General features: G+C 62.8%; 13 protein-coding genes. 9 read left to right on the top strand and 4 right to left on the bottom strand.

All coding sequences use genetic code 11. The annotated features are described in order from the left end of the window. Positions 1-8: 8 nt before the first annotated feature. The gene (locus tag GGD62_RS18700; protein ID WP_183709419.1) at positions 9-1,079 is read right to left on the bottom strand and encodes a Cj0069 family protein; all 1,071 of its coding nucleotides are present in this window, start codon (positions 1,077-1,079) and stop codon (positions 9-11) included. A 416-nt stretch (positions 1,080-1,495) separates the two neighbouring features. Here GGD62_RS18700 and GGD62_RS18695 point away from each other — a divergent pair, with 416 nt between their 5' ends. Then, positions 1,496-1,729: a hypothetical protein gene (locus GGD62_RS18695; protein ID WP_183709417.1), complete on the top strand. Its 234-nt coding sequence runs from the start codon at positions 1,496-1,498 to the stop codon at positions 1,727-1,729. Positions 1,730-1,775: 46 nt separating this feature from the next. After that, on the top strand, positions 1,776-2,663 hold the full coding sequence (locus tag GGD62_RS18690; protein ID WP_183258403.1) for a DUF1259 domain-containing protein: 888 nt from the start codon (positions 1,776-1,778) through the stop codon (positions 2,661-2,663). Between the two features lie 33 nt (positions 2,664-2,696). Here the strand turns inward: GGD62_RS18690 and GGD62_RS18685 are convergent, their stop codons facing one another. Continuing rightward, a complete protein-coding gene (locus tag GGD62_RS18685; protein ID WP_018315791.1) occupies positions 2,697-3,104 on the bottom strand; it encodes a GFA family protein in 408 nt (135 codons plus the stop codon). A 276-nt stretch (positions 3,105-3,380) separates the two neighbouring features. Between GGD62_RS18685 and GGD62_RS18680 the strand changes: the two genes are divergently transcribed. Then, the gene (locus tag GGD62_RS18680; RefSeq protein WP_018315792.1) at positions 3,381-3,806 is read left to right on the top strand and encodes a hypothetical protein; all 426 of its coding nucleotides are present in this window, start codon (positions 3,381-3,383) and stop codon (positions 3,804-3,806) included. A gap of 146 nt (positions 3,807-3,952) precedes the next feature. On the opposite strand, the gene GGD62_RS18675 is transcribed toward GGD62_RS18680, so the two are convergent. Further along, positions 3,953-4,666, bottom strand: coding sequence for a Crp/Fnr family transcriptional regulator (locus tag GGD62_RS18675; protein ID WP_183709414.1), 714 nt, complete (start codon positions 4,664-4,666; stop codon positions 3,953-3,955). A gap of 816 nt (positions 4,667-5,482) precedes the next feature. On the opposite strand from GGD62_RS18675, the gene GGD62_RS40840 reads away from it, so the two are divergent. After that, positions 5,483-5,950, top strand: a complete 468-nt coding sequence (locus GGD62_RS40840; RefSeq protein WP_143109050.1) for a phasin family protein — start codon at positions 5,483-5,485, stop codon at positions 5,948-5,950. 209 nt (positions 5,951-6,159) lie between these two features. Further along, on the top strand, positions 6,160-6,375 hold the full coding sequence (locus GGD62_RS18665) for a hypothetical protein (RefSeq protein WP_026201549.1): 216 nt from the start codon (positions 6,160-6,162) through the stop codon (positions 6,373-6,375). 207 nt (positions 6,376-6,582) lie between these two features. On the opposite strand, the gene GGD62_RS18660 is transcribed toward GGD62_RS18665, so the two are convergent. Beyond that, positions 6,583-7,761, bottom strand: a complete 1,179-nt coding sequence (locus tag GGD62_RS18660) for a LysR family transcriptional regulator (protein WP_312014271.1) — start codon at positions 7,759-7,761, stop codon at positions 6,583-6,585. A 62-nt stretch (positions 7,762-7,823) separates the two neighbouring features. Here GGD62_RS18660 and purU point away from each other — a divergent pair, with 62 nt between their 5' ends. The 4 genes from purU (at position 7,824) to GGD62_RS18640 (ending at position 12,381) form a co-directional block, all read left to right on the top strand. Next, positions 7,824-8,696 (top strand): formyltetrahydrofolate deformylase, encoded by an 873-nt coding sequence (gene purU, locus GGD62_RS18655; protein WP_018315797.1) that lies wholly within the window; start codon positions 7,824-7,826, stop codon positions 8,694-8,696. 16 nt (positions 8,697-8,712) lie between these two features. Continuing rightward, positions 8,713-9,993, top strand: coding sequence for an aminomethyl transferase family protein (locus GGD62_RS18650; RefSeq protein WP_246800164.1), 1,281 nt, complete (start codon positions 8,713-8,715; stop codon positions 9,991-9,993). Between the two features lie 7 nt (positions 9,994-10,000). After that, a complete protein-coding gene (locus tag GGD62_RS18645; RefSeq protein ID WP_183709412.1) occupies positions 10,001-10,909 on the top strand; it encodes a bifunctional 5,10-methylenetetrahydrofolate dehydrogenase/5,10-methenyltetrahydrofolate cyclohydrolase in 909 nt (302 codons plus the stop codon). Between the two features lie 101 nt (positions 10,910-11,010). Beyond that, complete coding sequence (locus GGD62_RS18640) at positions 11,011-12,381, top strand: MFS transporter (RefSeq protein ID WP_183709410.1); 1,371 nt, start codon at positions 11,011-11,013, stop codon at positions 12,379-12,381. Positions 12,382-12,393 lie beyond the last annotated feature (12 nt).

Genomic DNA, 12,393 nt, shown 5'->3' with positions numbered 1-12,393 from the left:
GCTTTGGCTCAGCCGGACCGTGTCTCCTGGCTCCGCAGCAGGCGGTGCGTCACCGTTCGTGCGATCGCCGCCGGCGCCTCCTCGGGGATCGCAAAGCAGGAGCTCGCGTTGATCTCGCACAGCACGTAGGTGTCGGCGCCCGCCGCATCGCGCGGCCCGTACAGGAAATCCGCATCCCAGATCACTGGCAGTGACGATTCATCGATGCCGAGCGTTTCCACCATCTGCGGCGTCCATTCATCCTCCATCGACCTTCGCAGCGCCCGGAACGGCGGGGCATCAGGGCCGTGCATGATCCGCGGTCCGGGCTGCGCCTCGGGCGCGTCGAGGCCTTCCGGAGGCGGTGGGATCAAGGCCTTGATCAATTGGTGCCCAAAGCCCGCGACCCTGGCGCCGCTCATGTAGCAGCGGATCATCCCGTCGGGCAGACGAGGTTGAAACGCCTGGTCGATGATGCAGCCACCCCAGCCGAAATACGGCGCGCAGCGCGCCACCAGATCCTCGAACCTGATGTCCTCGGGCCGGCTCCCGCGCTGGGCATGGAGCACGCGAACCGTCTCCGTCGTGTTCGGAAGCGCTTCGACCTTCCACACCCCTTGGCCGCCATTGCCGCGATTTTGCTTGAGCACGCGGGGGCCGTCCGCCCGAAGGCGCGAGGGAAATTCGGCGCGGAACGCCGCGGCGGTATCATAGCGATGGGTGTCGGTCCCCCAGCCCAAATGGCGCGTTCGGTAAAGCACCTCCTTGACGCCCATCTTCAGGATCACGTCGGGATGGGCGCTCACCCAGGGACCTCGCGCCGCGACGTCGCGCAGCAGGATGTCGAGCTCGGCGCGCGTCTTGCCCTGGTGGATCGGATCGACCCAGACCAGCACGCCGTCGGCCGCGAGCAGTTGATCGCGGACTGCGTCGGCAAAGCTCTCGTCGTAGATCACGGGGCGCGCGTCGATGCCGAACGCGGCGAGGGCTTCGAAGACGCAGACGAAGCGGCTGTTGTGCGGCGTTGCGGCCGCTCGCGCGGCGGCGTCTCCGCGCGAGAGGATGGCGATAACATTTCGGGAAGAGAAGTCGGTGTCCATGCGCAAGCTCCACGAATGGCGTGCTGCGCAGAGCTTGGACCGGGGTCTCACGGGGAGTCTGCTTCGTCCCCACGTGACGAACCCTAATGAGATCGCCCGGTCGTTTCAAGATGCCGGTTGGCGGTTCCGTTCCGAGTGAACTCTTCGTGACGCGCCTCGGCGATGCGCCGGTTGACAGGTGGGCCACCCGGGTTTCTATTCGTCGCGACGGGGATTTGCGATCTCCCCGCGAGGCGACATGCCCAAGCATCGCGTCCTGATCACCAAGGACGCAGCATGTCATCGTTTCCCAATCTCATCAGACAAAATCGGGATTTTTCATTCGTGCACGGCGGCCGCGCCGAAGCGCGTTGGCATCATCTCGTCGCGCCGCGCCGAACGACTTCACCTGGGGCAGGAGACGCCAGGAGAATGTCATGCGGACAAAGGTCATCTTTCACACAATCCTCTTTCTGGCGATCGCCAGCGGGCTGTCGAGTGCACGCGCTCTGACACAAGAGGAGGTCGTCGCCAGAATCCAGGCGGCCGGCTACACGCTGGCCAGCGACATCAAATCGACTGCCGAGGGCACGACCGCAAAAGCCGTGAAGGACGGCAAGGACGTGCGGCTCGTCGTCGACAGCGCCGGCCAGATCAAGGAGCAGAAGTGAACCCTGGGGCACGGGAGCCTGAAATCCAAGCTTAGGGAGCAGTTCAATGCGAAAGACAATTTTGGCACTGATCGGCGTCGGTGCCTGCTTCATCGCGAGCGCCCATGCGCAGGAACTCGACTGGAAGAAGGTCGACGAGACACTGGGCCGCAAGCCCGCCGTCGCGGACGATGTCCACCGCTACGGCTTTCCTCGCACCGATCTCACCGTGACTTTGGACGGGGTGACGATCAAGCCGGCGCTGGCGCTCGGCGGCTGGCTCGCGTTCAAGCCCGCGCATGGCGGTGCCATGGTCATGGGCGATCTCGTGCTCCTCGAGACCGAGATCAATCCCGTGATGGCGAAGATGATCGCGAGCGGTATCGAGATCACCGCCGTGCATAATCATCTGCTGCGTGCGAGCCCGGCGACGTTTTACATGCACGTCGCCGGACACGGCGATCCCGTCAAGCTGGCCTCGGCGATCCACGATGCGCTGGCCGAAAGCAAAACCCCCTTGACGGTCGCGGTGCCGGCGGGCCCGCCGCCTGCCATCGACCTCGACACCGCAAAGCTCGATCAGGTCATCGGCGTCAAGGGGCAGGCCAACGGCGGCGTCTACCAGTTCAACGTCAAGCGGCGCGACCCGATCACGGAGGACGGCATGCTGCTGACCCCCGTCGGTGCGATGGGCGTTGCGATCGCCATCAACTTCCAGCCGACCGGAGCAGGCAAGGCCGCCATCACCGGCGATTTCGTGCTGACCAGCGACGAGGTGAACCCGGTCATCGTGGCGCTGCGCACGCACGGCATCGAGGTCACGGCGCTGCACAGCCACATGCTGGACGAGCAGCCGCGACTGTTCTTCATGCACTTCTGGGCCAATGACGACGCGGTCAAGCTCGCGAACGGCCTGCGCGCCGCGCTGGACAAGACTGCAAGCACGAAAGGCTGACGGCGAGGCCGAGCCGGCGATGATGTCTCGCGCTTACGGCTGCGGCGGAAAGCGGTCGAACGTCGGCAGTTCGTGCGCGTGCTCCATCCAGCGCAGGCGCTCGGCGACCTGGATGTGCATCGTCGGCGGCACGGCCTCGGGATCGTCATAGGTCGCGCTCTGGATATCGATGATCCCGGGCATCAGGCTGGCATTGTCGTAGAACAGGCCGGTGCCGCAATTGGCGCAAAAGTGCCGCCGGACATGTTCAGAGGAGCGGTACACCTTCGGCTCGCCCTTGGTCACCTTGAGAGCGCTCTCCGCATACATCGTCCAGCCGACCACCGGAGCGCCGGCGTGGAGCCGGCAATCGCGGCAGTGGCACAGCGCATGCACGATCGCCTCGCCCTCGACCTCGTAACGGATTGCGCCGCAGTGACAGCCGCCGGTGATGGTGCTCATGCATTCCTCCGATGGAAGGCGGGTTTGGTGGATCGATAACTCGCGAGACGCGCGGCTTCAACGGCGCAAGCGATTTGAAGTTGCGTCCTACTGTCGCCTGACAGCTGCTGCCATGCCAGGCCTTCGGTGCCACGCCAAGCCCTTGGCGCCGCGGCTTCGCCACGGGATCTTCAGCCTCGGTTTTCCACACCCACGACCCGCAGTATCGAATTGCGGATCCAACCTACTAGCGATCGATAATTTGCCAGCGCCGTCGGGCGCAGCTTTGATGACGGCATGAGCACCAAATCACGCGAGGTCATCTGGGGCGGCCGGATTCTGGGTGCGGAAATTTCGGCCAAGCACGCGCGCGAGGAGGCCAGGAAGGCGGTTCGCGAGGCTGATCGGGCCGAAGCCGAAGCCTGGTCGGTCCGCATGGAAGGTTACGGTGGTCCGTCGCAGCCCTCGCCGACGATCGGCCAATGCCTGAACGGCGGCATGGGCTGGCTCGAGGTCGAGTGCAACAGGTGCAAGGCGCGCGCGAGCCTGCCGCTCGATGCGATCCGCCGTCCCCGCGATACGCCGATCTGGAAGCTGGAAGCCTCGCTCAAGTGCCGGTCGTGCCGAAAGGGACGTTCCGCGCCGCCCGTCCACATGATCAAGCTGACGGCCACGCAAAGCATCACGCCCTACAAATGGGTGCATCCGACCGAGGAGCGGTAATCAGGCGCTGCGACGACAACAGCCCGCGCGCCTTGTCGACCTCTGGCCCCTGGCGCCGGATGTCGTTCCTCGCTGGGGCGTCGGCTCTTCGGGCTAAACCGGTCATCGTCACGGTCAAATGTGCCTCGGCAGAACCAAACGCGAGTTCAAGCTGGATCGATAGAGAAGATATCGTCGACTTCGAGACGCATGGTGTCGCGGCATTCGCACGCCGCCGCTGCGAGCCGCGATGGGTCGATCTCGATTTCGCCTCGCCGTTCAGATCTGATCGCTCCGGAAGCACGCAGATTGCGCATCAGGAGCGTCACCGTCGTCCGTCGCACACCCAGTATTTGCGAAAGCGTCTCCTGCGTGAGCGGGAGGACGTCGTGGTCGACGCGGTCGTGAAGATGGAGCAGCCAGCGTGCCATGCGGGCTTGGACCGGATGCAGCGCATTGCAGGCTCCGCCGATTTGTAGCTGTATCAGCATCGCCTTGAAGTGAAGCTGGACAGCGTGGCGGATCGCGGGGCTACGGCTAAAAGCCGCGTGGAATCGCGATACGGGGATCCGCGAGGCGGTGCCGGCGGCACGAACGATGGCGGTGAGGGCCGCAGGAGACGGCCCCAGCACGGAAAGGGTGCCTACTGCTCCCTCGCGCCCTATCGCAGCGCTGGCGACCGTCTCCCCGTTCGCCATGTCGATCATCACCGAAATGGCCCCACTATGAGGGAAGAGGACGTGCTCGGTCTGGTCACCCGCCCGCGAGATGACCGCGTCCCGATCGAGCGCGACCATCTCCAGCTCGGGTGCTAGCAGACCGAGATCTGCCGCCGGTAGGGCGGCGAGAAGTCGGTTACCAATTCCGCTGGGACGCGTCACGGTAGCCCACCGCGAACCGCATTTCGAGCGGCATAGGACGGCAAACTCGAACTTTGTTTGAAACCGCGTACGCTTCGCGCTCCGAAATCCAATTCAGCTGCGGAAGCTCTCAATTTCAAAAATAAAACTCCGAACACACGCGACCGCGAGGCGCGTTTTGCCTTACGCCATCATTCAGGACTTAGATTCAAGCGCTATGTGGCACAATTGCAAAATGCGTATGGGTAACACCATAAGGGGTTCCAATTTCCGGAGCGCGGCAAACGCAGCGGTGAGAGAGTTGGGCGAACCATGCCTTTCACCGCGATCGGCGCGATCTACGCGATGATGAGCACAAGCTACTGAAAGGGCCGTTCAGGAACTCCGCCAGCACACTCCGCCGGTTTCGTTTGTCCGAAAGTGGCCCGTGAGCGATAGGCAGGGTGAAGCAGAAGGGCAGGCGGCTTGAGGCTTGCAAGCTACCGTTGCAGGCACGTCGCGTGATGTCCGTTCTTGCGCAACGTAGCGCATCCCAACGCAGCCAGCGCGGGGCTCCTTTGCAAGGCTTGCGCTAAGGAAGGAACTTCCTGCCCCTCGCGATATCCCTGTTGTGCACAGTCATTCGCCCGACATACCTTCGTCTGTGTTGACAATCTCAAAAAAAGTTTGAGCGAGAGTCACAAACCGAACCGACTTCCCGCTTCTCGCAGCACAAAGTCGTGGCGGGTCGGGGCTAGATCAAGGCTCATCCAAAATCTGATCGAACACAGAGCGTGAGCTCTCGTGACGCAAGCGAGCGTTGCGAGGAGTGCTTTCGCTTGAGAAAGGAAATGTTGCGTGACTGAAAGCCAAACGAAACTGCCGCCGAACGGAACGAACGTTTTCGCGATGCCATGGTTGGATTTCTCGAAGGTCGTGTTGCCCGGCGTGGGGCGCGAGCTTGCCGAGCAGGGCCTCGCCCGCGCACGGGAAGGCTGCGAGAAGATCAAGGCCGCATCGGAAGAAATGACGCAGGCGCTGCGTGAGACCTATTCGAGCAATGCGAGATGCACGACCGACTACGGGCTCAAGGTGTTCGAAATCTCAAACGCCAATGCCGCTTCTGCGCTCGATTTCTTCGTCGATCTGTTCGGCAGCAAGTCCGCGACCGATGCCTATACATTGTCGGCGGCGCAAGCGCGCAAGGCTTTCGACACCGCCTCTGACCAGAACAGGGAATTGTGGGCGCTTGCCCAGAAGCTCGCGACGGAAACGGGTGAGCCGATCAGGAAGCATTTCACCAGGGTCCTCCACCCAGGCGGCTAAAAGCGCGTTCAATTTCACATTCGGATTCGTCTGAGGAGGAGATCCGGCTGGTTGGACCACGCCCAACTGAGCGAGCACGCCCCACTGCCCCATGCTCGACCAACAAGGTGCGCGATGCCTCTCAGGCCTCGCACCGACGAGAGGCGCATTCCAGCCGGCCGGTGTTTTTCTGCAAACCACAACAAAGACAAATCGCAAGGGAGGGCAACATGGGAATGGTCATGGTCAAATGTCCACAAACCGGACACGCGATTCCCACCGGCATCAAGACTGATCGCGAGAGCTTTGGACGCCGCGCGGTGTTTTTCTCCCGCACCCGGTGTCCGATCTGCCGCACCGATCACGCATGGTTCGCGCGGGAAGCCTGGGTCGACGAGCCGGCCACCCGCGCCGCGAGCTGGCGTCTGGTACCGGAATATGGATGAAATGGTCGCCGGCGCCCTCATTGAAAGGCACCGCGTCAAAGACGACATGACGCATGAGTTGGTGCTGGCGGACCACAGCTCAGGGTCTTGATCTTTCCAGCAGCGTTAAATGCCAAGACCGCGTTCACTACATTTTCCCCGCTGATGTAGCCGGTACGCGCGGACTGGGCGCGGTTTCCTCCAAATGGTGAACTCTTCGTGACGCGCTTACCGCCGCCGTGACGCCGTCGTTGCCGCAGACCGCCCGGCGATGGGTGCCGCGGCTTTGGCGCGCGACTTGGCATAATCGGCCGACATCGCCAGCGCGGGGTCGCGGTCCCGGAGCTCCTCGGCCACGATTGTTTGAAGCCATCGCACGGCGGGTTCGTTGTCCATCCGCCGGTGCCAGTGCTGCTTCAACTCGATGAGAGGTATCGAGACCGGCGGGGGCAGCAGCTTCAGCCCCGCGTTCGCGTACCAGGCCCCGAGCGAGAACGGCACGGTGGAGATCATATCGCTCGTCGCAATCAATTGCGGCACGCTCATGAAATGCGGCAGGTGCAGCACGACGCGGCGTTGCAGCTTGAGCTCGCGAACGCGCCTTTCGAAGATCTCCTGACTGCGCCCCTGCTGGTTTACGACGATATGGTCCGCGGCGAGAAACTGTTCGAGCGAGAGGGTGTCACCGATCGTTGGATGATCCTTTCGGACGATGCTGGTGAAGGGATGATCGAACAGATCCTCCGTCACGATGTTCGGACCGACGAGGTCCGGAAAATAGCCTATCGCCAGATCGATCTCGCCGCTTTCGAGCGCGTCTTCCAGATCCTCGTGCGACGTCGGCAGGCACCGCAAGCTCGCTCCGGGAGCCATGCTGCGAATGCGTTGGAGGATCGGCGGGATGAAAATCAGGACGCCGATATCCGAGGTTGTGACCGTGAACACGCGGTCGCTGTCTTCCGGCACGAAACGGGGCTTGCGGAGTATCTGCTGATCGACGGTGGACAGCACTGTCCGCACGGCTTCGGCGATTGATTCCGCGAAGGGCGTTGGCCGCATGCCGCGCCCGGTCGAAAGAAACAGCGGATCGCCAAAGAAATCCCGCAGCTTGCGCAGACCGGTGCTGGCCATTGGCTGGCTCATTCCGAGCTCACGGGAGAGCGCCGACAGGTTCTGGGTGCGGAAGAGCCCGTCGAGCAGCAGAAGAAGGTTCAGGTCGAGCCGTCTGATATCCATCACATTGATAGCTTGTATTGAATAATACCGGATTTTCAATGACGGCTTTATGCGCGATGGTCTCCTGCAACGCCCGCAGGGCGACTTTGGGAGTGAAGTCAAAGCCGTAGGTCGCCGGCCGCACAGGCTGGTCCGGTCCCCTTCCTCAGTCCGCCTCTCAACCTTTCCCACATCCGCTCACCCCGTCGGTGCGTCGGAGCACGACCGCGCGTGGCGCGAGGAATCGTCCGCAGATGCAGCCTGAACTTGCTGGAAGCTCTCAATACATCCTGACCCTGTCATGCCGCGATGTGCCCGGGATCGTGGCCGACGTTTCGCGCTGTCTGTTCGAGAACGGCGGCAACATCATCGAGGCGGCGCAGGTCGACGAGATCATGAGCGAACGCTTCTTCATGAGGGTCGGTGTCACACTGTCGGACGAGGGCGCGCAGAAGGCGCGAGCAGGCCTTGAGATCATCGCCCGAAGGTTCGGCATGGAGTGGAAGCTCCGATCCCAGGCCGAACGCAAGCGCGTGCTCCTGTTCGTCTCCAAATTCGATCACTGCCTGGGCGATCTCCTCTATCGCCACAGGCTCGGCGAGCTCCAGATGGACGTCGTCGGGATCGTTTCCAACCATCCGCGTTCGGCCCTTGCCGTGAGCCTCGTCGGCGACATCCCTTTCCATCACCTTCCGGTTACGAAGGAAACGAAGATGGAGCAGGAAGCGCAGATCAAGGCGCTTGTCGCGACGACGAATGCCGATCTCGTCGTTCTCGCGCGTTACATGCAGATCCTCTCGGACGATCTCTCGCGCCATCTCCATGGCCGTTGCATCAACATCCACCACAGCTTCCTGCCGGGGTTCAAGGGCGCAAAACCCTACCACCAGGCGCACGCGCGTGGCGTGAAGCTCATCGGAGCGACCGCGCACTTCGCAACGAGCGATCTGGACGAAGGTCCGATCATCGAACAGGACGTCGAGCGCGTCAGCCACCGCGATACGCCGGACGATCTGGTCCGGAAGGGGCGCGACATCGAACGGCGCGTCCTCTCGCGCGCGGTCCATCTCTTCCTCGAGGACCGCGTCATCATCAACGGCGATCGAACGATCGTCTTCTCCAATTGAGAAACGGAGCACGACAATGTTGACCCCCAAGGGTATGCGCAAGACCCCCGAAGGCTATTTCACCTCGCGTTGGGGCCTTCCCGAATACACCGACTGGATCGACGAGAGCATGTCGTGGAAGGAGACCTGCGCCATCGGCGACTGGTCGTTCCTCTGGGAGCGGCGCTTCAAGGGACCCGATGCCCTGAAGCTTTTCTCGGATACTTCCGTCAACAGCTTCCAGAAGTTCGACATCCGTCAGTCCAAGCACGTCGTCCATACGACAAAGCAGGGAAAAGTCATCGCCGAGGGCATCCTCACGCGGTTGTCCGAAGACGAGTTCATGTTGTTCGGGCGCGGCACATTCTGGGTCGACTACATCCGCCGGCACGGCGACTACAAGGTGACGTCCGCAGCCGATGACTGGTTCAATTTCCAGGTCCAGGGGCCGACATCGCTCGCGCTCCTTGAAAAGGTCGCGAAGCAGTCGCTGCGAGACGTCAAGTTCATGCATTCGGGCGAGATCGAGATTGCCGGCTGCAAGATGCTCGCGCTGCGGCAGGGCATGTCCGGCGAGATCGGCTTCGAGCTTCAGGGGCCGATGGCGCAGGCGGCGGCCGTCTACGACGCCATCGTCGCTGCCGGCCAGGAGTTCGGCCTGCGCCGGATCGGCGGCCGCGCGATCTTCATCAACCATCTCGAGGCCTGCTTCCCGACCATCGTCACCGACTACATGCCCGCGATCTTCGACGAGGGCATGAAGGAGTATCAGGATGAGTTCCGCGCAGCGATGCCGGGGTTCGCCTCGACCTTCAACATCGCAGGCAGCTTCCAATCGGACGACGTCCGCGACTGGTACCGGAGCCCGGTCGAGCTGGGCTGGGCCAAGAACATCAAGTTCGATCATGACTTCATCGGACGCGCGGCGCTCAAGGACGAAGTTGCCCATCCAAAGCGCGTGATCCGCACGCTCGTCTGGAACGGAGACGACGTGGCCGACGTGCACGCCTCCCTCTTTCAGAAGGAGCATGAGCCGTACCAGTACATGGAGATGCCTCGCGACCAGCGCGGCTTCATGTACGCCGACCGCGTGCTGAGTGGCGGAAAGGACGTCGGCGTGACGACGTCGCGGGGATATAGCTACTTCTTCCGCGAAATGTTGTCGCTCTGCACCATCGACGTCGATCATTCCGAGATTGGCAATGAGGTCGTCGTTGTCTGGGGCGAGCCCGGACGTCGGCAAAAGCAGATCCGCGCCAAGGTGGCGCCGGCGCCCTACAAGAAGGACAACCGGCGCGCTGATCTCTCCAAGGTCTGACCCGCCCATGTCCGCGCGCATCATCGATGGAAGGGCGCTCGCTGCCGAGGTTCGGAATGAAGTGGCCAAGGGCGTCGCCGCCCTGGTTGCCGGCGGCGCGGCGGTCCCGGAGTTGGCCGTCGTGTTGATCGGCGACGACCCCGCCAGCCACGTCTATGTCTCGAACAAGGTGCGGCAGACCGAAGCTGTTGGCATGCGATCAAGCCGGTTCGTGCTCGCTGCGGACACGCCGGAGCGGCTGTTGCTCGACCTGATCGAGCAGTTGAACCGCGATCCCGCCGTGAGCGGGATATTGGTTCAGTTTCCGTTGCCCTCTCAGATCGATGCCGCGCGCGTCGTGACGGCTATCCGGCCCGACAAGGATGTCGATGGATTCAATCCGTTGAACGTGGGGCGGACGGCCGCCGGAATGGAAGGTGCCCTGGTTCCGTGCACGCCTCTCGGCATCCTGCGTTTGATCAAATCGGTGCACGACGACATCGCCGGCTTCGGAGCACTGGTCGTCGGAGCATCGAACGTCGTGGGCCGGCCGATGGCGCGGTTGCTGTTGCAAGAGATGTGCACGGTCTCCATCGCGCACGTTCGGACCACCGATCTGGAACGGCGTTGCAGGGAAGCCGACATCCTCGTTGTCGCAACCGGCGTCCCGGGCCTGATCCGCGGTCATTTCATCAAGCCGGGCGCAACGGTTATCGACGTCGGCATCACTCGCATCAAGTCCGGTTCAGGAGCCGAGAAGCTTGTCGGCGATGTCGCTTTCGACGAGGCAATTGAGGTCGCCGGCGCGATCACGCCCGTCCCGGGTGGCGTCGGGCCGATGACCATCGCGTGTCTGCTCGCCAACACGTTGGCCGCGGCCCGAATGGAAGCCTCCCGCTCGAAGGCGAATGAGGCGGACGTGACGACGGCTGCCTGACTGCAACCGCGGACGAACGTGCCTGGCGAGAATCGGGCGGCCGAGTTGCGGCCGCCCGAGCAGAGATATTCGAAAGCGTTTACAAAAGGGGGAGAACGAACATGACGACACAGGTCCTGGATACGCCGCAGCAGCGGGTTATCGACATCGGTTCGCTCGCAGAGGAGGGGACGTGGAACGCCTCGCGAAAGCAGGTGCTGCTCCTCTGCGCTCTCGCTATCGTCCTCGACGGTCTGGACAATCAAATTCTCGGCTTCGCCATACCATCGATGATCAAGGAGTGGAGCGTCACGCGCAGCGATTTCGCTCCGGCCCTCGCGTTGGGCTTCGTGGGCATGACGATCGGCACCCCGATCGGGGGCGTCGTCGGCGACTGGCTCGGACGCAAGGTTGCCCTCATCGCATCCGTCTTCCTGTTTGGTGCGGCGACCTTCGCGATTGCGGTCGCTCATGGTGTCGGCGAGGTCGGCCTGCATCGTTTCCTGGCGGGCCTTGGACTTGGCGGTGCCCTTCCGGCGGCGACCGCGTTGATCGCGGAATTCACGCCTAGGCGAAATCGCAGTCTTTCCGTGATGCTGGGCATTGTCTGCATCCCCATCGGAGGCATGATTGGCGGCCTGATCGCCGCTCAGCTGCAGCCCGAATATGGTTGGCGCATGCTCTTCGTGGTCAGCGGCGTGTTGCCGGTGATCGTCGCCGCGATCCTGACGTTCGCACTGCCGGAATCGCCGCAATATCTGTTGGCGCGTGGCGCCGACATGGAAAGGGTGGCGAAATCCGTTCGGATCCTGGACGAGTCCGCTGCCGCTTCCAAAGCCTTCATCGACCGGCGCGACGTCGGCGTCGAACGTGCTTCGCTCACCGCATTGTTCGCTGCCGGATTTCGTCGTACGACGACCGCGCTCTGGATCGCGTTCTTCTTCTGTTTGTTGCCGGTCTACGTCCTCTACGCGTGGGCTCCCACTCTTTTGACCGGCAAGGGTTTTGACGTGCAGACGGCGAGCTTCGGTCTGGCACTGTTCAACTTCGGCGGCGTCGGTGGCTGCATCGTCACCGGTTGGGCGATCGGCAGGTATGGGACGCGCGTTGCGATCCTGACTGTTGCCGGCGCGGCAACCATCGGCGCGATGATCCTGGCATCGATACCACTATCGACCGAAACCCAGCCGTTGCTCATGGCTCTCTTGTGCATCGAAGGCTTCTGTCTGCTCGGCGCGCAGGGCTCTCTCTATGCACTGGCGGCCCACATCTATCCGACCAACGTCCGGTCGACCGGTGTCGGTGCGGCAGCCGGCTTCGGCCGGGCGGGGGCTATTGTCAGCGCTTATGTCGGCACATTCGCACTGAACTACGGTGCGACCGTGTTCTTCGCCGTCATCGCTTTCTGCGTCGCGATTACGTTCATCGCGGTGGCGGTCATCGATATGCATCAGGCGGCGATGAGAGCCGAAACGGCGAGTTCCGGCATCTGAGGGAGATGCATC

Source organism: Bradyrhizobium sp. ERR14 (assembly GCF_014198235.1).
Taxonomy (GTDB): domain Bacteria; phylum Pseudomonadota; class Alphaproteobacteria; order Rhizobiales; family Xanthobacteraceae; genus Bradyrhizobium.
The sequence above is the reverse complement of the archived record's forward strand: the minus strand, read 5'-3'. Positions and strand labels throughout refer to the sequence as shown.

Bases quoted from the DNA above. Each gene is read 5' to 3' on its own strand.
- GGD62_RS18700 (WP_183709419.1), bottom strand. From the start codon at position 1,079: ATGGACACCGACTTCTCTTCCCGAAATGTTATCGCCATCCTCTCGCGC.
- GGD62_RS18695 (WP_183709417.1), top strand. From the start codon at position 1,496: ATGCGGACAAAGGTCATCTTTCACACAATCCTCTTTCTGGCGATCGCC.
- GGD62_RS18690 (WP_183258403.1), top strand. From the start codon at position 1,776: ATGCGAAAGACAATTTTGGCACTGATCGGCGTCGGTGCCTGCTTCATC.
- GGD62_RS18685 (WP_018315791.1), bottom strand. From the start codon at position 3,104: ATGAGCACCATCACCGGCGGCTGTCACTGCGGCGCAATCCGTTACGAG.
- GGD62_RS18680 (WP_018315792.1), top strand. From the start codon at position 3,381: ATGAGCACCAAATCACGCGAGGTCATCTGGGGCGGCCGGATTCTGGGT.
- GGD62_RS18665 (WP_026201549.1), top strand. From the start codon at position 6,160: ATGGGAATGGTCATGGTCAAATGTCCACAAACCGGACACGCGATTCCC.
- purU (WP_018315797.1), top strand. From the start codon at position 7,824: ATGCAGCCTGAACTTGCTGGAAGCTCTCAATACATCCTGACCCTGTCA.
- GGD62_RS18650 (WP_246800164.1), top strand. From the start codon at position 8,713: ATGTTGACCCCCAAGGGTATGCGCAAGACCCCCGAAGGCTATTTCACC.
- GGD62_RS18645 (WP_183709412.1), top strand. From the start codon at position 10,001: ATGTCCGCGCGCATCATCGATGGAAGGGCGCTCGCTGCCGAGGTTCGG.
- GGD62_RS18640 (WP_183709410.1), top strand. From the start codon at position 11,011: ATGACGACACAGGTCCTGGATACGCCGCAGCAGCGGGTTATCGACATC.